The organism is Thermaerobacter nagasakiensis, assembly GCF_055396825.1.
The window spans coordinates 865,024-883,969 of record NZ_AP043740.1; the positions used below are offsets into that span (position 1 = coordinate 865,024).

Genomic DNA, 18,946 nt, shown 5'->3' on the forward strand with positions numbered 1-18,946 from the left:
GGCGTGAAACGCTGCCGGCGGGAGGTCCCACGCCCGGCGCCGAGAGCTGCCGCCGGCGTGACGCCCCGCCGCCGGCGGGAAGCACCGGCGTGCGGCGCAGCGGCAGCGGAAAAGGAGGAGAGCCTGTTTGACCCCACCGGCAACCACCGCCACCTGGGATCCGGCGGAGGTGCCCGAGCTTCTGGCCTGGGATCGGGGGCTGCCGCCGGTGCGGATCCCGGTGACGGGCAACATCCCCACCACCCGCCGCCTGCGGGCGCTGATCGACAGCGCGGCCTTCCAGCGCCTGCGCCGGGTCCGCCAGACCGGACCGGCCTTTCTGGTCTACCCGGGTGCCGTCCACACCCGCTTCGAGCATTCCCTGGGGACCTATGAAATGGCCCGCCGGCTCGTCCTGGCCCTGTTGGCCCGGCCGGGCCGCCAGCCGGGTGCGGCGGCCATGGACGGCACGTTCCTCACGCCCGGCGACGTGGCCACCTTCCTGGTGGCGGCCCTGTTGCACGACGTGGGCCACTATCCCTTCTCCCACACGATCGAAGAGATCCCCGGCGACGACCCGTTCCTGGCAGGGCGCCTGCCGCGCCACGAAGAGCGGGGGGCCGCCATCATCCGGCAGAACCCCGAAATCCGTCAGATCCTGGCGGAGCTCTGGGGCGTGGATCCGGACCGCCTTTGTCGCATCATCCGGGAAGAACCGGCACCGGACGACCCGGGGGCCCAGCGGCTGGCCAACCTGCTGGCGGGCCCCATCAACCCCGACCGGCTGGACTACCTGGCCCGGGACAGCGAGCACATCGGCGTGCCCTACGGGCGGGGGATCGACTACCAGCGGCTGCTGGACGCCGTCTGCTGGACCCCCGACGGCCTGGGCGTCGGGGTGACGCCCAAGGGCGTCTCGGCGGTGGAGACCCTGATCTTTGCCTCCTACATCATGTACCGGGACGTGTACTGGCATCACACGGGGCGGATCGCCGCCGCCATGCTCCGGCGGGCCCTGACCGAGGCCCTGCGGGCGGGAGCCTTTGCCATCGACGACTTCGTCGACCTGGACGACGAGCAGGCCCTGGGACTGTTGCGGGCCGTTCCCCATCCTGCGACCCGCGACCTGGTGGAGCGCCTGACGGGCGCCGGGCGCCGCCTGTACAAGCGGGTGGCGCGCCTCAGTTACCCGCGGGCCCTGGCAGGCGAATACGGGGCGGAGATCCGCGACCTGGTGCGGGCGGGGTACTGGGAGCGGGAAGCCTGGGCCCGGGATGCCTGCCGCGCCCTGGCGCGGCGACTGAACCGGCCGGTGGAAGACCATCACCTGCTGGTGGATATCGTCGGCGGCGGCAAGGAGCTGTTCTTCGAGGTGCCCGTGGTGGCGGGGGACCGGGTCTACTCCACCGCGGATCCGGAGGTGTCGGTCCTGGCGCCCAACATCGCCCGCAACTTCCGGGAGCAGGCCAAGTACGTGCTGCTGGCGGCGCCGGCGGAGCTGGTGGAACCGTTCCGGCTCATGCTGGGGATGCCCCAGGGGTGGCAGCCGTCGTGACCGGCCGGGCCGTCGCCCCGGCCTCCCTGTCCCGGGCGGGCGCCGTGTCAAGTGGAAAGATGCTTCGCCAGGGGCTTGGCGTGGCTTGGGGCCGTGGCCCGGGGATGTAAAATTTCCGACACGGACCTCTTGCATTTTTGTTACATACCGGTTACTATGGCCTCACTATGACACGTCCCCATGTACGGCCCCAGGTGCCACCCAGGGCATGCCCGGCGACCCGGCAGGTCCTCCCTGCCGGGATCATGGCGGGCGTCCTGCTCTGGTCCTTCTCCGCACTGGCTTCCGTCCACGACGTGCAGGCCCGCTCGTCCCCGCCGCTGGTGCCCCGCCCGGCGCTCCGGGCGGAGGTGGAGCGGCAGAAGCTGCTGGAGCGCGAGGCGCAGGAGGCCGCCCGGATCGAGCAGCGACACAAGTTCGCGCTGGGCCGGGCCATGTGGCAGGCCCGGTGGGAAGAACGGGCCCGCCAGGAGCGGCTGGCCCGCCTGCGCCAGCAGGAAGAGGCGCGCCGGAAGGAAGAAGCCCGCCGCAGGGAAGAGGCCAAGCGTCGCGAGCAGGCCCGCCGGGAGGCCGTGGCCAAGGCGGAAAAGGCCGGGTCCCGGCCGGCGTCCCGGACGGGTGCCCGGGCGGCTTCGGCCGGCGGTGCGATCCAGCTGGACGAGCTGGAGCTGCTGGCCCGCATGGTGGAGATCGAGGCGGGTAGCGAGCCCTACGAGGGCAAGGTGGCGGTGGCGGCCGTTATCCTCAATCGGGTACGCAGCCCGCGGTTCCCCGACTCCGTCCGGGCCGTGATCTTCCAGCCGGGCCAGTTCCCCACGGCGGCGGAGAAGCTGCCCCGGGTGCGGCCGGGTTCGTCCGAGCGGCGGGCGGCCCGGGAAGCCCTGGCGGGTCAGGATCCTTCCAAGGGGGCCCTCTACTTCTACAACCCCGCGCGGCACCCGTGCGAGGGGGATGGGGCGCGGGGCGACTTCTTCTGCTCCCTCGAGGTGACCGCCCGGATCGGCAACCACGTCTTTGCCCGCTGAGCGTCTTTGCCTGCTAAGCCGGGCCGCGATCCTACCCGGGTTACTCGACCCTCACCACGGCTCGCTACAGATCGCGGCCTTTTCCGGATCGCGGCCTGCGCGCCCTTCCACGCCACGGTCACAACGGCCTTCAACGGCCACCGTTCCCGCCGTCGCGGTCCCCGGCCGGCGAGGGAGCGCCCGTCGCGGCGCCGGCGGCCGCTCCAGCGGCCGCGCGGTAGACGGCAGTGGCGGCCAGCAGGGTGAGCAGCGGCGCGCTGGCCGCGGCCAGGGTTCGCACCTCCGGTCCCGGCAGGGTGGGATGGAGCCCGGCCAGATAGTCCACCCCGTCGTTGAAAAGGCTCCAGGCCACCACCGCGGCCAGCCCCCGCAGCGAGCCCGGATACACCCGCTGGTAGATCACGGCTTCCACGGCCATGCCGGCGTGGGAGGCGATGAGCAGGGCAGCCTCCGCCCCCAGGGAGCCGGACCGGAGGGCGTAAGCTCCCAGGACCACCACCGTCCAGAGCCCGTACTTGATCATCACCGCGTACGCCCAGGCTTCCAGGGCGGGCAGCCGCCGGCCCGCGAGCTGCAGGAGCAGCGCCACGGTAAACAGGGTCGACGCCGTGGGCGAGTCGGGCACCACGGGCCACTTCCAGGCGGGGGTGGCGGCCAGCTGGTCACGGTACCACCAGAAGCCCCACACCGAGCCCACCGCGTTGACCCCTACCAGCAGCCAGGTGGCCTTGCGGTTGAGGGGGAGCCGGAGCAGCGGGCCGGCCCAGTGCTTAAGCCGCCTAAGGAGCGTTCGCGCCATGGGTCGGGTGTCTCCTCCGGAACGGGTCCTTCTTCGACCCGATACTCGGGCGGCGGCCCGTGGCAGGGCCCAGCCGCCTAGGTTACATTGGTGGACGGGGTGAGCGCCGTGACCCGCCCGTCCTGGCTGTGGATCGCCGTCCTGGCCGCCACCCTGGTGCTGGCCCCGCTCCTGGCCTGGCAGCTGGGCTCGGCCGATCCGGGCGACCGGGAAGCGCGGGCGCTGGAAAGGGCCCTGCGCTGTCCGGTCTGCGAGGGCCAGTCGGTGGCCGATTCCAACTCCGCCGTCGCTCTGGAGATGCGCCAGGAGATCCGCCGGATGCTGGCCGAAGGCCGCACCCGGGACGAGATCCTGCAGGCCTTTGCCGACCGGTACGGGGCCTGGGTGGTGTACATGCCGCCCCGGCACGGCTGGTATGTTCTCGGCTGGGCGGCTCCGTTCCTGGCGGTAGCCGCCGGGGCGGGCCTGCTGGCCTGGTGGTGGCGGCAGGGCCGCAGGGGGCACCACCCCGGCCCGCTGGTTGCGGGTGAGGCCGTGACCGCGGGCGAGCCGGCCGGGGACGAACCGGCTCCCGGCTTCGCCGCTTCCGGAACGGCTCCGCCGGTCCCCGTGCAATCGCCGGAAGGTGCCGGCAGGCCGACCGGCCCCGCCGGCGACGGCTCCTCCTCCGCCGGCCCCCTGGAAGAGGCAGTGCGCCGGTGGATGTGAAGATGGGAGGACTTCCATGGCCTACGTGGGACATGCCCTGACCATCCTCGCCCTGGCGCTGGCCCTGGCGCTGGCCGTGTGGGCGCCGCTGGAAGGGCGATGGCGGTGGCGGCTGCGCTGGATGCCTCCGGCCCGCTGGCTGGCGGCGGGCCTGTTCGTCAGCGTCAGCGCGGCGGTGTTCATCCTTGTCTACGCCCTGTTCACCGACGACTTCTCCTTCCGCTACGTGGCCAGCCAGTCCAGCCGCTACATGCCGGCCCCGTACAAGATCAGCGCCCTGTGGTCGGGCCAAGAGGGGGCCCTGCTCTTCTGGCTCTGGCTGCTCAGCGGGTACACGGCGGCGGTGGCCTTCAGCGCGCGCCGCGCGGTGCCGGCGCTGCTGCCCTACGCCCTGGCAACCCTGGGCTTCGTGGCCGCCTTCTTCGCCCTTCAGGTGGCGGTGGTGTCGGGGCCCTTCGACGTGTTGCCCAACCCTCCCGCCGACGGCCGGGGGATGAACCCGCTGCTGCAGAACCCGTGGATGGTCTCCCACCCGCTGGCGCTCTATCTGGGTTACGTGGGGATGGCGGTGCCCTTCGCCTTTGGCATGGCGGCCCTCTGGACACGGAACGCGGGGGATGCCTGGATCCGGGTGACCCGGCGCTGGACCCTGCTGGCCTGGCTGTTTCTGTCCGTGGGGATCCTCATCGGCTCCCGCTGGGCGTACACGGAGCTGGGCTGGGGCGGCGTCTGGGCTTGGGACCCCGTGGAGAACGCCGCCCTGATGCCGTGGCTTCTGGCGACGGCCTTCATCCACTCGTCCCTGGTCCAGGAAAAGCGCGGCATGCTGAAGCGGTGGAACGCCGGGCTGGTGATCTTCGTCTTCCTCCTGACCATCTTCGGCGCCTTCATCACCCGCAGCGGCATCCTGTCGTCGGTGCATGCTTTCGTCACATCGCCCACCAGCCCGTGGTTTCTCGGCTTTCTGGGTCTGGTGCTGGTGGTCGCGTCCTACCTGTTCATCGACCGGGCCCCCCTGCTGGCCGACGAGCGGCGGCCGGAATCGCCTTTTTCCAAGGAGACCGGCTTCCTCCTCAACAACCTGCTGCTGGCCGGCCTGACCTTTGCGGTGTTCTGGGGAACGGTTCTGCCGCTGGTCACGCCGCTGTTCGGAGCGCAGGTCTCGGTGGGGCCGCCCTTCTTCAACTGGGTGGGGGTCCCCCTGTTCCTGGCCATGATGATCCTCATGGGCGTGGCACCGGTACTGGCCTGGCGCAAGGCCTCGTGGCCGCGGGTGCGGCGCCTCTTGGCCCTGCCGGCGGTGGGGGCCGTGGCCCTGGGCGTGGCCCTGGCGGTCCTGGGCCTGCGGGAGCTTCCCATCGTGCTGGGGTTTGCCATCGCCTTTTTTGTCGGTACGGCCACCGTGGCCGACGTCATCGCCGCCTACGCGGCGCGGGTCGAGAGCACCGGCGATCGCTCCCTGCGCGGCCTGTGGCAGATGTTGAACCGCAACCCGCGCCGGTACGGCGGCTACGTGGTGCACCTGGGCGTGGTCCTGATCATGATCGGCCTCACCGGCATGTACGGCTACCAGCAGGTGGAGGCGGTGGGGCTTTCGCCCGGCGAGAGCTACACCTTTGGCGGGTTCACCATCACATACCACGGCCTGGGCCAGCGGGTGGCCGAAGGGGTTCCGGCCGTGTACGCCGACCTCTCCGTCAGCCGGGAGGGGCGGGAGATCGGCCGGCTGCAGCCTGAACGCCGGTTCTACCCCGGTTTTGTCGAGACCCTGGGGGCCACACCGGAGGTCGCCATGCTGACCTCCTTCAGCCGCGACCTGTACGTGGTGCTGGGCGGCTGGGAAGGGGACGCGGCCGGCTTCGAGTTCTACCTGAACCCCTTGGTGGCCTGGATCTGGATCGGCGGTTATCTGGTGGTGGGCGGCACCCTCTTCTCCCTCTGGCCCCGGCCGGCGCTGGCCACGGGGAGAGCTCGGATTCTGGCGGAACTGGCCGAACTCGAGTACGACTACCGGAGCGGCAAGATTGCCGCCGCCGACTACGCCCGGTTGCGCCAGGGGCTGGTGGCCGCGGCGGAGGCGGTGCTGGCGGGATGGTCCGAGGACGAGACCCGGGTGGCGGCGGAGATCGACGCCCTGGCCGCCGGTGACGGCGGGCCCGGTGACGCCGTCACCGGCCGGCGGCCGGGTGGCGGCACGCCGGCCGGTGGCCCGTGGGGGGATGGCGCGCGGGCGGCCGCTGGGCAGGTTGGCGGGGCGCTTGGAGACGGCTCGCAGGTGAGCGGGTGGCCGGTGGATGCCGCGGCCAGCCCGCCCTCGCCTGGCAGGGAGGGGACCCGTGCCCCCGCACCAGCCCCCTGAGATCCGGGGGCGGTAGTCTGGACCCAGGGTCTGGACGAAGCAGGCCAGCTGGATCCAAAGCAGGCCCGGAAGGCAAAGGAGGCGCGAGCCCTTGGACATGCCCTTCGATCCATCCCAGGCGGGGTCGCTGGTGGTGGGGTGCCACCTCTCGGTAGCCAAGGGGTTTCCTGCAGCGGCCGGGGTCGCGGTCCAGGTGGGTGCCAACGCCCTGCAGTTCTTCCCCCGCAACCCCCGCGGCGGTGCCCAGCGGCAGGTGAGCGAGGCGGAGCGCGCCCAGTGGCTCGAGCGCCGGGAGGAGGCCGGCCTGCGCTACACCATCGCCCACATCCCCTACACGGTGAACCTGGCCTCCCCCAAGCCTGCGGCCTACGAGTTCGCCCGGCGCGTGCTGCGCGAAGATCTTGAGCGCTGCCGCTGGGTCGGGGCGGACGCCGCCGTCACCCACCCGGGCAGCTATGTGGAGGGTGACCCTGCCGACGGGATCCGGCGCATCATTGCGGCTATCGAGCCGGTTCTTCCCCTTCTGGAAGAACCCGGCGCACCGTGGCTTCTGCTGGAAACCATGTCGGGGCAGGGCAGCGAGATCGGAGGCCGGCTGGAGGAGCTCCGCGCCATTCTGGAGGGGTTGGGCTGGCCCCCGCGGGTGGGCGTGTGCCTCGACACGTGCCACCTGTTCGCAGCGGGTTACGACTGGCGCGATCCCGCCCAGGTGGACCGCCTGGTGGAAGACCTGGACCGCGCCGTGGGCTGGGAGCGGGTGCAGGCCTTGCACGTCAACGACAGCAAGTTCCCCTGCGGTTCCCGCCGCGACCGCCACGAGAAGATGGGCCAGGGTGAGATCGGGCGCCAGGGCTTCGCCAACCTGCTGCGCCATCCCCGGCTGCGCGCCCTGCCCATGTTGCTGGAGACCCCCATCGACGGCGAGCTGGACTACGCCGCGGAGATCCGCTGGCTCCGGGATCTGGATCGGGAACTGGCGGCCAGCGCTTGACGGGGCGGGCGAAGGGCATGGCCGCGGCGACGGTGCAAGAGCCTGGCCGGACCGCAGGCCGCAGGACCGGGCCGTTTCGCCAGGGCTACGGGCCGTGGCCGCATCGGAGGCACCCGCCGCGCCCCGTGGTGCCGCCCGCCGGACCATGTCCCCCGCCGCGGGAGCGAGTGGCCGCGGAACCCTCTCAAAGCGACGGCCGTCGATTTCCCGGGAAATGCGTCGGGACGAACCAGCCGCCGCCGACATCCTCCGGCACGTCGGGCGCGGGCTGCCAGGCGATGGCGAAATCCGCGGCGTCCACGGCGGCGGCCACCGGGAGGTCGGCCGCGAACCCCGCCTCTACCAGCAGGCGCCCGTGCCGGCAGCCGGCTAGGGCCTCGGCAAGCCGGGGCCGTGCGGCCTGCCAGAGCTGCAGGGCGGCGACGGCGGCGTCGGAGAGGCGGCACGGTCGGCCTCCGGTTGGCGGGCGGGCGGCCGCCGGCGGCGTCACCGCCGCCCCGGGCGGGGCGGTCGGCTCGGGACGGTGGGTTGCGCTGTCGGGAGCGCCGATCAGCGCCTCGATCACCGCCTCGATCACCGCCCCGGCGCCGATGGCGTCGTCCAGGGAGAAGCGGCCGTGGGTGCCCGCGCAGATCAGGGTGATCCGGTCGACGCTCGGGTCGGCCAGCAACGCGCGGGCGGTGGCTGTCCGGTTGCGCAGGGACGCGGCGAACAGCCGGCGACACCCACCGCGCAGGGCTGCGACGGCGGCCCGGGTACCGTTGGTGGTGCACATCACCAGGGTGCGGCCCGTCACACGCTCGGCGGTGAACTCGCGAGGGGAGTTCCCGAGATCGAACCCCGGCCGGCGTTCCATCCGCTCCTCCCCGGCCAGGAGGGGGGCGGGCGTGAGGCGTTCCCGCAACGCGAGGGCCTTGGCGGGATCGGCCACGGCCACGACGGCGCGGGCCCTCGCGGCCAGGGCGGCGGTCATGGTGGTGGTGGCGCGCAAGATGTCCAGGAAGGCTGCTGCCTCGCCGGGCGCGAAGGCGTGGCGCTCGGCCTCGTCTGCCGTCCAGAGCACGTCGACGACCGGCTCGCTCAATCTGGAGGCCTCCTTCGACCGGTTGGCACCGCCGTGGTCATCCTACGACGCCAGCGGGCTGGGCTCCTACGACGCCGGGCAGCCGGGTGGCCGCGCTCTCAGGGCGGTCGGACCGGGACCCGGGGCAGCGCCACCCGGTTTCCGGCCTGCACCCCCTTGTGCGCCGGCGCGCCGGCACGGCGTGTCGGCGCGGAAGGTGCGGCCCAGTTCCCGCCCCAGCTCGAAGTAGTGCCGGAAATTGTAGATCAGCGGTCGCCAGGCCCGCGGGTCGATGTGATGTGGCCCTGCGACGATCTCCGGATGGGCGTGGACTCGCACCGCCTCGACCACCACGATCCAGGCCGCGTCTCCAAGGGGATACCACCGGTCGACCCGGGCCTCGATCTGCAGGCGGCATTCGGCGACCCGGGGGGGCGCCACCACCTGGGACGGCACCGGGGTGAAGCCCGAGACTCCGAACTTGTCCTTCTCATGCCGGAAGAGATGCCGTTTCGCAGGTGGAACCGGGTTCATCCCGGTCAGCGGCGCCAGCCGTTCCACCATGGTCCAGTGCTCCGGCGAAGGCAGGTTGAGCACGCACTCCCGCTCTCGCCGGAGATTGAGGAGAGTCTTGGACCCCTCCCCGAACCCAAGCGCGAGGCGGTGCCCCAGCGCCCAGGCGGAGGACATGGGCATGAGATTGGGCGTTCCGTCTTCGTTCAGCGTGGTGACGAGCACGACCGGCGTGCCGAAGTAGAGAATCCGGGGTTCGACCACCACGTGGCTGTCCGGGACGGCTTGTGCAGACAAGGGCTGGCCTCCTTTCTCTGCCTGTGCGACAGGCGATGGTCTCCTTGAGCCCGCGCCGACGGTGAGATTTCAGCCGCACCGAATGGCGGCGTGCTTCCCGCGCCGTGGAGACGATTTCTTGCCTGCCATGCGGCGACGTGGCTCCTGCCTCGTGGGCCGGCCCGCCTGGCCCGCCGAGCGGTGACCCGCCCACGCCGCTCCCGTCGCCGGCGACGGGCGTCTTCGGGACGGTGGTCGGGCCACGGGCCAGGGGCCCCAGGGGATTGTAGAGCCATAACGATTTGAATACCATCAAACCATGAATGCCGACGCGGATCTCGCCGCCATGGGCGCACTCATCGGTGATCCTGCGCGGGCCCGCATGCTCCTGGCGCTGCTGGATGGCAGCGCACGCCCGGCCAGCGAGCTCGCCATGCTGGGCGGTGTGTCGCGGCCGACGGCGAGCCTGCACTTGGCCAAGTTGGTGGAAGGCGGCTTGCTGGAAGTCGAGCGACGGGGTCGCCATCGCTACTTCCGCCTGGCTGGACCGGAGGTGGGCCGGGCCCTGGAGGCCTTGGCCGCCATCTCCCCGCCCCTGCCGGCTCGCTCGCTGCGGGCCGCGCAACAGGGCGAGGCCCTCCGTCTTGCCCGCATGTGCTATGACCACTTGGCCGGGCGGCTCGGGGTCGCCTTGACCGAGCGCCTGCTTGAACTGGGCTGGCTGGTCGAGTCAGCCGGTGCGTTCGACCTGACGGCGCGGGGTCACCAGCGGCTCGCCCGGTGGGGGATCGACGTGGACGGCTTGCGGCGGCAGCGCCGGCGATTCGCCTTTCCCTGCCTGGACTGGAGCGAGCGCAAGCATCACCTGGCCGGCGCGCTGGGCGCCGCGCTGGCGTCGAGGCTCCTCGACCTGGGTTGGATCCGGCGGGTACCGCGCACCCGCGCCGTGCGCTTGACCGCTGCCGGGCACCGGGGCCTGGCCGAGGTCTTCGGCCTTGAACTGCGGTTCGAGCAATGACTCTCCGAGTGCCGGGGCGCACGCGGCTTCACGCGTACGGCCCGAACGTACTTCCGGTGGTAGCCGCAGACTTGCTGGACATCGTTCAGGATGGCGTAGCGTTCGCGGCGGGTTTGGGCCGCCCAGTACCGTTCGATTGCGCGATCATCATACGAAGGGGCGATCAAATGGTACAGTATAACAAGTGGAGCCGGCGAAAGGGTGATCGAGGTGACGGCGGAAGCGCTTAGCTCACTACTGGCGGGAGCCCTTCTGGGGATACCAGCCTGGATCGTGTCCATGGGTTCAGCCATCATTGGCTCGGTCACCCGGCGGGCTGAGTGGGTCTACGCGGCAGCGTTGTTCGCCATTGGCCCCCTTTACTACTACTTTACACTCACACCCCGTTTCCAGTATGTCGCTCCAGTCGGGATCTTGCTCGCCGTCGCCGCCATTGTCGTTCTCCGGAGGAACGGAGATATTCGCCTCGCCGCTGCGCTGGCAGGGTTACCCCTAGCATTGATTCTATTGACGATGGGCGTGTACGGTGTGCTCACACTTGTGCGCTAAGCTCGTGCGAGAGCGCGTTTCCCAGGCCACCTATCGCCTCGACTCGTTCCACCTCAAGTCAAACAGGCCATGCGTCGGGCCTTGCGGCATGGCCGGAAGCCCATCGGCAGCTGACGGCGGCTCTCGAGGCGGGCAAGGCCTGGGGGGAGGTGGCGGCGATCCTGAATGCCGCCCGCCGGCGTGCGGAGGGCGACCATCGGGAACGGGTGAACGAACTGAAGCGTTACCTCAAGAAACCAGTGGCACGGGATTGGGACGCACGCCGATGGACGCCGGCTTGGCACGATCGAAGGCCCCAACTATCACGTGCTGGCCGGCGGATGAAACGGCGGGGTGCGTCGTGGAGCGAAGACGGTGCCCGGCACCTGGGCCGCCTGCCGGCGGCGCGAGCGAATGGGGAACTGGACCGGTACGCACGCCCGGCCTAGCGACGCCGCGATGTTTCGTCCGGGACATCCATCCCATAAGGGCGGTTGTTCGGGACCAGCCTCTCAACGCAGCAGATTGAGGACGCGGCTTCGGGCACGGATCCCGGCGCTGTACGGGCCCCACGCCGACCGCGACTGGGTCCGGGCGCTCCGCTATCTGGCGGTCCTTTTCGCGGCATGACAAGACCGTGGACCGGGCTGACGCCTACCGAAGCTTGATGCAGTCGAGTGGTTGCGCCGGGTTGCCTTTCGTCGGGGCCTGCGCTATGATTAGGGCTGCGCCGCGACGAGACGGGCGCCGCTCCGGGTGCTGGCCGCCAGCCGGTCGATGCCGGGGATTGTTCCCGGTGAGCCGACGCACCCGGGCGACCGAGGACCGAAGACGGTGTCTCGCGACATGCGGAAGGAGCTCAACAGGCGGGAGTAGCTCAGTGGTAGAGCGTCACCCTCCCAAGGTGAAGGCCGCGGGTTCGATTCCCGTCTCCCGCTCAAACCAGCCAGCAAAGACGGAGGCCGGCAGCTGGTGCCGGCCTCTTCGCTTTTCTTTTGCTTTCAGTTGCTTCTGCTTTCGTCACCTGCTTCCGCCGGCCTCCGTCATCGCCCGTTCCGGCCGTCCTGTTGGGGCTCGATCCGCGCGCTGACCCCCGTTGCCGCGGGATCCGTCACCGCACGGGTGAATTCGGTGTTGCGGCAGTCAGGACACGGCGGCAGCCGGTCGCCCGGGTCGTCCAGGCGCACCGTCTGCCCGCAGCGGGTGCACGTGTAGATGCCGGGGCCGGGTTCTTCCCCGGTGCGGGGCATGGATCTCACCTCCGGTGATAACCTGCCCCGCCACCAGGACGGCCACCCCGCTCGGCATCACCCGCCCCGCTCACCTGAGGATCGCCCGCCCCGGGCCCGCTCGCCTCAGGCTCCGGCCACGGCCACCCCGGCGCGCTGCAGCATGCGGCAGTGGGCGCAGATCTCGGTGGTGGTGGGCTGGCCGCAGACGGTGCAGGGGCGGATCTCCACCTGCTCTCGCTCTTCCTCGAAGTGCTGGCGGCCGCGCTCGAGGAAGCCGAAGAAGAAGGCCGCCTTGGTGCCGGGCGAGAGCTCTTCCAGCTGGTTGAGGATGTGCTTGTACTGGATCGACTTGGCCCCCTTGGCCATGGGGCACTCCTCCACGATGTAGTCGATCCCCCGCAGCACGCAGTAGGACGCGATCTCGCGCTCGGTCAGCCGGAAGAGGGGCTTGACCTTCTTCACCAGGTTGGGAGCCGTCGCCTCCAGCACGGGCGCCTGCCGGGCCAGGTAACCGGTGTTCCAGTGCAGCACGTTGCTCAGGAGCGTGGCCGCCTCATCATCCAGGTTATGCCCGGTGACGATGACGTCATAGCCGCCTTCCAGCGCCACCTTGTTGAACAGGTACCGCTTGTTCAGGCCGCAGGCGGAGCAGGCCGGCCGCCGGACCTTGCGGGCCAGTTCCTGGGTGCCGAGGCCGTACTCCTCCTCCACGGAGACGATGCGCAGGGTGGCGCCGCGCTCGGCGGCGAAGTTCCGAACCTTCTCCGTGGAGCGCTTGGAGTACTCGCCGATGCCCAGATCGATGTAGAAGCCGTGGGCCTCATAGCCCAGGCGCAAGAGCACGTCCCAGACGGCCAGGCTGTCCTTGCCACCCGATACGGCGACCAGGATGCGGTCGTCCTTCGTGAACATGCGGTGTTCCTTGATGGCGCGCTGGACCTGGTTGTCGAAGTACTCGAAGAAGTGCTCGGTGCAAAAAGCCGCGTTGTGCCGCCGGATGGGCACCACGGCCGGTTCGCCGCACTTGGTGCACTTCACCGGCGCCACCTCCTTTCTACGAACCCTTCTACAAGCCGCCTCTTCTACAAGCCTCCGGGCCTACGCACCGGGTCTACGCACCGCCGGAAATGGCCGGCCGCACCTCGATCTCGGCGTCGTCGGGGACCCGGGCATCGGGGGTCAGCAGCCGCTTTTCGTGGATCACGATGACCGACTCGTATGGCAGGCCCAGCTCGTCCAGGATCTCCTGCACGCGCTTGGGACCCTTGATCTCATAGACCTTGCGCACGGGAATGGGAACGGTGACTTTCATCGGGAAGCCCCCTTTGCGGGATCGTCCCTTGCGTGCCCATGATAGCAGCGGCGGAATGGAAGCGGCAAGGAAGGGGTTTGCCTATGACGGCGCGCCGCCTGGGACCCCGGCTGGAGGCCCTTCTGGACATGCTGGGCCGGGTCGAGGTGCTGGCCGACATCGGCACCGACCACGGCCTGCTGCCCGTCACCGCCGTGCTGCGCGGCCGCGCCCGGCGGGCCATCGCCACCGACCTGCGGGCCGCGCCCCTGGCCGCGGCGCGGCGGCTGGTGGAGGAAACGGGCACCCAGGACCGGGTCGAACTCCGCCAGGGGCCGGGGCTACTGCCCCTGAGGCCGGGCGAGGCCGGGGCCGTGGTCATCAGCGGCCTTCACGGGGAGACCATCGCGGCCATCCTGCGCGCAGGGACTGGCCGGCTGGAGCCGGGGACCCGGCTCCTGTTGCAGCCCACCCGCGGCGCCGCCGCCCTGCACCTTCCTGCCCTGGACCGGCGCACCGGAAGGCTGTGGCCGGAACGGTTGTCGCTGCGCGTTGATCAGCGCTGCTTGTGCCTGGCCCTGGAAGAGGAGCGGGTGGTGGTGGACGGTCGCCATGCCTACGTGATCATCGCCGGGCGCGTGGTTGAACCTCCGTCCCACCTGCCCGTGGGCTGTCCGGCGTTCGCCATAGCGAACCCTGCGGGTCCGGAGGGCGCCGCTCCGGACGAACGGCCGTTCATCTGGCTCTGGGACGCCCCGGTGGTCGAGGCCGCCCACCGGCTGGCCGGGCTGGCGCTCCGGTGGGGCGTCGACCCCGGAGAGGCCGTGGGTCGGGTTGGGCCTGCCCTGCTGGCGCACCCCGCCCGCAGCCTTGGGACAAGGGGTGCCGGTCCGGGTGCCGGGCCGGCCCAGGATGTCACCGGGCCACCTGCCGCAGGGCGCGCCGGCCCGTGGCTTGCCTGCTGGCTCCATGAGCTCGCCCGGCCCTGGCGGAAAGCGCTGCGGGCGAACACTGGTTCAACCCCGCGGGCGGTGCGGCGGCGGAGCGAGGCGGCGGCATGGCTGGGGTTTCTCGGGGAGGTGCTGGCCCTGGAAGCGGGGAATATGGCTCCTGATCTGGACGCGAGCTCACCGGCGGGCACGCCGGCAGGAGGGGAAGGTTTGGACAGGACAGAGGCGGCGGCCGCTGCCCCGTGGCGCCTGCATACCGACGGTGCAGCCCGCGGCAATCCGGGCCCGGCGGGGATCGGGGTGGTGCTGGTCGGGCCGGACGGGGCGGTGGCTGAACGCATCGCGCGGTTCATCGGCGCGGCGACCAACAATGTGGCGGAATACACGGCGCTGGTCACCGGCCTGCAGCGCGCCCTGGAACGGGGTGCCCGGCGCCTGGACGTCTATTCCGACAGCGAGCTCATGGTGCGCCAGCTCAACGGCCAGTACCGGGTGAAGAACGAGGGGCTGAAACCGCTGTTCGAGCAAGCGGCGCGCTTGGCAGCGCAGTTCGAACGGGTGCGGTTCATTCACGTGCCCCGGGAGCGGAACCGGGAAGCCGACCGGCTGGCCAACCAGGGCATCGACCAGGGCATGGCTGGCGCCCAGGGGACGCCGGGACCGGCTTGACGCCGCGAAGGTGCCGGGGGCACCAGGGACCGGTGACGGGACTGGTTCGCGTCAAGGCATGGCGGCCGGTGCCGCGCCCCGGGCAGCGCGGCGGCCGTGCCGGTCTCCAACCCCCGGGTGCAGCCGGCAGATTCCGGCGCGGGCGCGGCACGTCCCGGCGTGCAGGCGGAAGGTCCCGCCATGGGGCGGGCATGGCCCGGCGCACGGGAGGCAGGTTCCGGCGGGGCTGGTTCGTCCCGACCTTGTGAGGCCGCACCGTGGCCCGTAAAATGGCCATGGAGTCCCCCACGCGGGGACCGCAGGTTTGTCCCGCCTTTTGTGCCGCGTCCCAGGCCGGGCCCCGGGTCGCGTTCCAGGCCGCGCAGGGCGGCCGCGGGCAGGCCCGGGTCGCGGCCCCATGTACCGCTCCCGGGATCCGCCGCGACTGCGCTTGCAGCACGCCCACCAGGCCCGCTGCGCGATTCCGGGCGCGGCCTGGAACGCCCTGCCGCCTGCTCCGCCCGTGATGTGGCCGGAGCAGGCGGGCGCAGGGGGGTGCAGTCGAGCCGGGCGTGCGGTCGGCGCGGCAGGCATGGCGGGTCGAGTCAGCCGGGTGATCGCGGGCGCAGGGCCGCAAGGCCGCGTCCGAGGAAAGTCCGGGCTGCACAGGGCACGGTGCTGGGTAATGCCCAGCGGGGGTGACCCCCGGGAAAGTGCCACAGAAACATACCGCCGGTGGAACCGGCCCGGCGCGCGGCCCGCACCGCGCGCCGCCGGTCACCGGTAAGGGTGAAAAGGTGCGGTAAGAGCGCACCAGCGGCCAGGCGACTGGCCGGCTAGGCAAACCCCACCGGCAGCAAGGCCGAGTAGGAGGGCGATGAGGTGGCCCGCCGAGCCCTCGGGTTGGCCGCTTGAGGCCCCGGGTGACCGGGTGCCCTAGATAGATGATCACCCTCGACAGAACCCGGCTTACAGGCTGGCTCGGCCCCAAGGTTTATAGATGTGGGGGCCGCACTTGCCGGAGCAAGGGCGGCCTTTTCTTTTTTGCGTGCAGGGGCCGTGGGGAGTGCGGGGAACTCTTGGGCAAGAAAGCCTACGGGAAGAAACCGGCAGAGGATGCGAGGAGACTGCGCGAGGAAAAGGGAGGAGGAGGTCCCGTGGCGGAACCGCCATCGACCCCACCGGAGCCCGCTCCGCCGGCCCCGGTTCCGTCGCCGGCGGGTCGGCCCCGCAGCCCGCACCCGCTTCTGGCCCTGCCCTGCCGCTCCCTCTGGCGAAGCCGTCATCGACCCGAGGACCCGGACCGCTTCCTGGCCGCCTTGCGGGACGAGGCCCGCCGGCTGCGCCGGCAAGGGGCGGGGGCCGTGGAGTTTCATGCCGACGCCTGCGTGCTGGATGCGCGCTATGCGGCTTCAGGCCCGTGGCGCGAGGCCGGTGCCGTTCTGGCCGCCGAGGGCCTGGCGGCCACCGTCCACCTGCCGTACGTGTGGCCTGACCTCACCGCCCTGGACCAGCCCGTCTGGGAGGGCAGCATCGCCTCCATCGTCACGGCCCTGCGTGCCACATCCCCCCTGGCCCCCCTCCTGGCGGCGGTCCACCCGGCCAACTACGCCACCCAGGCACTGGTGCTGGCTACACCGGCCGACCAGCGGCCCGGCCTGCTGGACGAACTGGCCAACCGCCTGGTGGCCGCCCTGCGCCGCCTCCAGGCCGAGGTCCCCCCGGCAACGGCAACGGCTCTGGCGCTGGAGAACCTGGAGGGGATGCCCTGGGCTCTTTTCGACGCGGTGGCCCGCGCCGCCGGGGTCGCGGTCTGCCTGGACGTAGGCCACGCCGTCAGCAACGGTGATGATCCGGTGCAACTGGCGCGCACCCTGGGCGGCCGCATCCGCGGCCTGCACCTGCACGATGCCGTGCCGCCAGCGGGCCAGGGGACCGGCGGCGCAGCCGCCGGCAGGGCCCACCTGCCCCTGGGACAAGGAAGCCTGCGCCTGCCGGAGCTGGCCGCAGCCTTGGCCGAAACGGGGTTTGCCGGGCCGGTGGTGCTGGAGCTGGAGACGGCCGACGCCCTGGAGGCGGCGGTCGAAAAGGTCCGGGCGGCGTGGTCCACGGCACACCGGTGACGACTCCGGCGGGGCGGCACCGCCCGGACAACCGTCAGTCGGCCGCGCCGTGCCAACGGGTCTGGGGGTGATGGCCGGGCTGGACGCGACCTGCGGGCCGTCCGGGATGGCCGGACTTGCGGTCCCGGGCAGCGCGCGCCGGCACGGGCCGGCCCGCTGCCGACGGTCGCAGCTCAGGCCGACGGGGCCAGAGCGATCCGGCCCGCTGCGGCATGGCGCCCTCGAGCGCCAGGGCCAGGCGGGGGAAGGGCTGTACAAGTCGCGCCAGGGCCGCCGTGAAGCCAAGCCCCCACAACCAGTACAGGCCCCATGCATCCAGCAGCGGATCGCCCGCCAGCGCGGCCAGCAGCCATGCCAGGACGGGGAATGCCAGGCCCACGTGGAAGACCAGCACCACCATGGAGTGCTGCCCCAGGTAGGCCAGGGTGCGGCAGGCCAGGGGCAGGCGCGCCAGCGCCGTGGCCAGGTGCAGGGCCAGCACGCACGCCGCGATGCCGCCGCTGTAGAACCAGAAGGGATGGCCGTACTGGCGGGTGTTGATGGCCACGGCGCCGTTCTCCACCAGGGCCACCAGCCAGAGCCCCAACCCGAGCAAAACCGCCCCCGGCCGCCCGAGCCGGCCAGGCAGGAGGGACGGGCCCGCAGCCTGGGCCCGGGCCCTGCCTCCGGTGAGGGCCGGCATGGCGGGAGCCACGGTCGTCCAACCGGTTTCCGGCCCTGCGTCGTGATCTGTTCCGCAGCGGCCCGGCGCAGCCGTCGCATCCCCCGGCAGGAGGCCGCCGGCGCCGCCGGCTGCACCCTCGGCCTCGGCGGCCTCCGCTGCCCGCGGCCAGGGCCTGGGGCCGGGGCGGCCGGGCCGGGTTCGTCCGGCCTGGCGCGCAAACCAGCCGGCCCAGAAAAAGGGCTGGGCCGCCAGGGCGACGTCCAGCGACCACGGCAGCGGGGCGTGCCGGCCCAGGGCGATCCCGGCCAGGCCTGCCGCCAGGGCGGCGGCGGCCTGCAGCAGCGGCGGCCGGCGGGCAACAAGCCGCAGGAGCCCCCAGAACAGCACCTGGCCGCAAAAGGCGGCCGGCAGGTACCAGAGGGGCAGGTTGAAGACGAGCCAGCCGGCGCTGGCGCTGCCGTAGAGCCAGCCGGCCAGGGGCCACCACCAGGGGACGGCCTGGGCCTCCGGGCTCGCCGCGCGGCGCGCCAGGAGCCAGAAAAGGTAGGTCATGAGGCCGCCCGCCAGATAGGGCAGGAGCAGGCGGCGGGCCCGCTGGCGCACAAGCTGTCCGGGCCGGGTGCCGTACCGGTCCCAGTTGAAGAGATAGCCCGAAACGAAGAACAGCAGCGGCAGGCGCAGGGTGCTCAGCGGCCCGTTGATCCAGGCGGGCAGGGGCGTGTGGCCGAGGACCACCAGGCTGATGCTGAGACCGCGGGCCACGTCCAGAGCCGCCACGCGGGCCGGGCACGGTGACAGGGGTTGCCGGCCTGCCCTTGCCACGCCCCGCTGCGGGCGCCGGAGCACGGCCGCGTCACCACTGCCCGGGTTGCCGCGGGCCAAGCGGGCGCCACCCGGTGCGCCGCCGCCTGGGCGGCCGGCGCCGGGCCTCCCTCCCGCGGCGGCACCGCCGCGGAGCCCCGCGGCCTCGCCGCCGGAGACGATCCGATTGTCACCGCCGGTTCGCCGGTTCTTCATCCTTCTCACATGGTTCGAGGGGCCGGGGGGCCGAACAGGGCGTCGCTGGCGGACGGACCGGCCGTCGCCGCCCGGTGGGCAGGCCGTCGCCGCCGGGGTGGCCCGCCCGGCCACCCCGGGCGGCCCGTCCCGCAAGCCGGTCCGGCAAGCCGGCCGGGAGAGCGGGTACGCCGCCCACGCCCTCCCTCCGGGGCCGCGCCCGCCCGC

16 protein-coding genes, 1 tRNA gene and 1 other RNA gene are annotated in these 18,946 nt (G+C 71.9%); 11 read left to right on the forward strand and 7 right to left on the reverse strand.

The window, feature by feature from the left end; all coding sequences use genetic code 11:
• The first annotated feature begins 127 nt into the window (after positions 1 to 127).
• Both ACZ5T9_RS03785 and ACZ5T9_RS03790 read left to right on the forward strand, forming a co-directional pair.
• Positions 128 to 1,534 carry an HD domain-containing protein gene (locus ACZ5T9_RS03785; protein ID WP_464833933.1) on the forward strand — a complete coding sequence of 469 codons (1,407 nt, stop codon included), beginning with the start codon at positions 128 to 130 and terminating at the stop codon, positions 1,532 to 1,534.
• A gap of 167 nt (positions 1,535 to 1,701) precedes the next feature.
• Positions 1,702 to 2,559 carry a cell wall hydrolase gene (locus ACZ5T9_RS03790; RefSeq protein WP_464833934.1) on the forward strand — a complete coding sequence of 286 codons (858 nt, stop codon included), beginning with the start codon at positions 1,702 to 1,704 and terminating at the stop codon, positions 2,557 to 2,559.
• 130 nt (positions 2,560 to 2,689) lie between these two features.
• On the opposite strand, the gene ACZ5T9_RS03795 is transcribed toward ACZ5T9_RS03790, so the two are convergent.
• Entirely contained in the window at positions 2,690 to 3,358 is a 669-nt protein-coding gene (locus tag ACZ5T9_RS03795; RefSeq protein ID WP_464833935.1) for a DUF1405 domain-containing protein, read from the reverse strand.
• A 108-nt stretch (positions 3,359 to 3,466) separates the two neighbouring features.
• Between ACZ5T9_RS03795 and ACZ5T9_RS03800 the strand changes: the two genes are divergently transcribed.
• From ACZ5T9_RS03800 to ACZ5T9_RS03810, 3 genes are all read left to right on the forward strand, one after another.
• On the forward strand, positions 3,467 to 4,066 hold the full coding sequence (locus tag ACZ5T9_RS03800) for a cytochrome c-type biogenesis protein (protein WP_464833936.1): 600 nt from the start codon (positions 3,467 to 3,469) through the stop codon (positions 4,064 to 4,066).
• A gap of 16 nt (positions 4,067 to 4,082) precedes the next feature.
• On the forward strand, positions 4,083 to 6,425 hold the full coding sequence (locus tag ACZ5T9_RS03805; protein ID WP_464833937.1) for a heme lyase CcmF/NrfE family subunit: 2,343 nt from the start codon (positions 4,083 to 4,085) through the stop codon (positions 6,423 to 6,425).
• A gap of 97 nt (positions 6,426 to 6,522) precedes the next feature.
• Positions 6,523 to 7,416, forward strand: coding sequence for a deoxyribonuclease IV (locus ACZ5T9_RS03810; protein WP_464834387.1), 894 nt, complete (start codon positions 6,523 to 6,525; stop codon positions 7,414 to 7,416).
• Between the two features lie 184 nt (positions 7,417 to 7,600).
• Here the strand turns inward: ACZ5T9_RS03810 and ACZ5T9_RS03815 are convergent, their stop codons facing one another.
• Complete coding sequence (locus ACZ5T9_RS03815; RefSeq protein WP_464833938.1) at positions 7,601 to 8,500, reverse strand: 2-phosphosulfolactate phosphatase; 900 nt, start codon at positions 8,498 to 8,500, stop codon at positions 7,601 to 7,603.
• A 66-nt stretch (positions 8,501 to 8,566) separates the two neighbouring features.
• Entirely contained in the window at positions 8,567 to 9,289 is a 723-nt protein-coding gene (locus ACZ5T9_RS03820; protein ID WP_464833940.1) for a flavin reductase family protein, read from the reverse strand.
• 325 nt (positions 9,290 to 9,614) lie between these two features.
• Between ACZ5T9_RS03820 and ACZ5T9_RS03825 the strand changes: the two genes are divergently transcribed.
• The 3 genes from ACZ5T9_RS03825 (at position 9,615) to ACZ5T9_RS03835 (ending at position 11,752) form a co-directional block, all read left to right on the forward strand.
• A complete protein-coding gene (locus ACZ5T9_RS03825; protein WP_464833941.1) occupies positions 9,615 to 10,286 on the forward strand; it encodes an ArsR/SmtB family transcription factor in 672 nt (223 codons plus the stop codon).
• Between the two features lie 201 nt (positions 10,287 to 10,487).
• Positions 10,488 to 10,835, forward strand: coding sequence for a hypothetical protein (locus ACZ5T9_RS03830; protein WP_464833942.1), 348 nt, complete (start codon positions 10,488 to 10,490; stop codon positions 10,833 to 10,835).
• An 845-nt stretch (positions 10,836 to 11,680) separates the two neighbouring features.
• Positions 11,681 to 11,752: transfer RNA gene (locus ACZ5T9_RS03835), tRNA-Gly, on the forward strand.
• A gap of 105 nt (positions 11,753 to 11,857) precedes the next feature.
• Here ACZ5T9_RS03835 and ACZ5T9_RS03840 read toward each other — a convergent pair.
• The 3 genes from ACZ5T9_RS03840 to ACZ5T9_RS03850 form a co-directional block, all read right to left on the reverse strand.
• A complete protein-coding gene (locus ACZ5T9_RS03840; RefSeq protein ID WP_464833944.1) occupies positions 11,858 to 12,064 on the reverse strand; it encodes a zinc ribbon-containing protein in 207 nt (68 codons plus the stop codon).
• A gap of 105 nt (positions 12,065 to 12,169) precedes the next feature.
• Entirely contained in the window at positions 12,170 to 13,084 is a 915-nt protein-coding gene (locus ACZ5T9_RS03845) for a TIGR00269 family protein (protein ID WP_464833945.1), read from the reverse strand.
• A 73-nt stretch (positions 13,085 to 13,157) separates the two neighbouring features.
• Entirely contained in the window at positions 13,158 to 13,358 is a 201-nt protein-coding gene (locus ACZ5T9_RS03850) for a MoaD/ThiS family protein (protein WP_006903067.1), read from the reverse strand.
• An 83-nt stretch (positions 13,359 to 13,441) separates the two neighbouring features.
• Here ACZ5T9_RS03850 and ACZ5T9_RS03855 point away from each other — a divergent pair, with 83 nt between their 5' ends.
• The 3 genes from ACZ5T9_RS03855 to ACZ5T9_RS03865 all read left to right on the forward strand — a co-directional run bounded on the left by ACZ5T9_RS03855 (position 13,442) and on the right by ACZ5T9_RS03865 (position 17,058).
• Positions 13,442 to 14,956: a tRNA (adenine(22)-N(1))-methyltransferase TrmK gene (locus ACZ5T9_RS03855; RefSeq protein WP_464833947.1), complete on the forward strand. Its 1,515-nt coding sequence runs from the start codon at positions 13,442 to 13,444 to the stop codon at positions 14,954 to 14,956.
• Positions 14,957 to 15,536: 580 nt separating this feature from the next.
• Positions 15,537 to 15,923: RNase P RNA component class A (rnpB, locus tag ACZ5T9_RS03860), an RNA gene on the forward strand.
• A 169-nt stretch (positions 15,924 to 16,092) separates the two neighbouring features.
• A complete protein-coding gene (locus ACZ5T9_RS03865; RefSeq protein ID WP_464833948.1) occupies positions 16,093 to 17,058 on the forward strand; it encodes a TIM barrel protein in 966 nt (321 codons plus the stop codon).
• A gap of 34 nt (positions 17,059 to 17,092) precedes the next feature.
• Here ACZ5T9_RS03865 and ACZ5T9_RS03870 read toward each other — a convergent pair whose 3' ends face one another.
• Positions 17,093 to 18,604, reverse strand: coding sequence for an acyltransferase family protein (locus ACZ5T9_RS03870; RefSeq protein ID WP_464833949.1), 1,512 nt, complete (start codon positions 18,602 to 18,604; stop codon positions 17,093 to 17,095).
• Positions 18,605 to 18,946: the final 342 nt, after the last annotated feature.